This window comes from Sedimentibacter sp. B4, assembly GCF_000309315.1.
GTDB lineage: Bacteria > Bacillota > Clostridia > Tissierellales > Sedimentibacteraceae > Sedimentibacter > Sedimentibacter saalensis.
Window position 1 is genome coordinate 1 of sequence record NZ_CANG01001061.1, and the last position, 233, is coordinate 233.

The 233-nt window shown below is 61.8% G+C and carries 1 protein-coding gene; it reads left to right on the forward strand.

Annotated features, from left to right (window positions below; translation table 11 throughout):
• Positions 1-186 (forward strand): hypothetical protein (locus tag BN358_RS28130; RefSeq protein ID WP_040584266.1); only part of this gene is annotated, 186 nt, incomplete at its 5' end.
• Positions 187-233 lie beyond the last annotated feature (47 nt).

Sequence of the window (233 nt, forward strand, 5' to 3'; positions counted from 1 at the left end):
GGAGGCCCTCGACCAATTACGCGCACGTTGGAGGCGCACGGTATCGACCCGACGCTCGCGGGGCCAACGATTCTTAGGGCACCAGTACTGATGACCGTCGCCTCAGTGCTGCTAGGTGACCCGACAGATCCCGAAGCCATCATCGACCAGGTATTGATGCCTCTCATAGGCCCCAAGAGCGGATGACGCGTTCGCAGCGACCGAAAGCGCTCCTGATCGGACGCCTGACAACC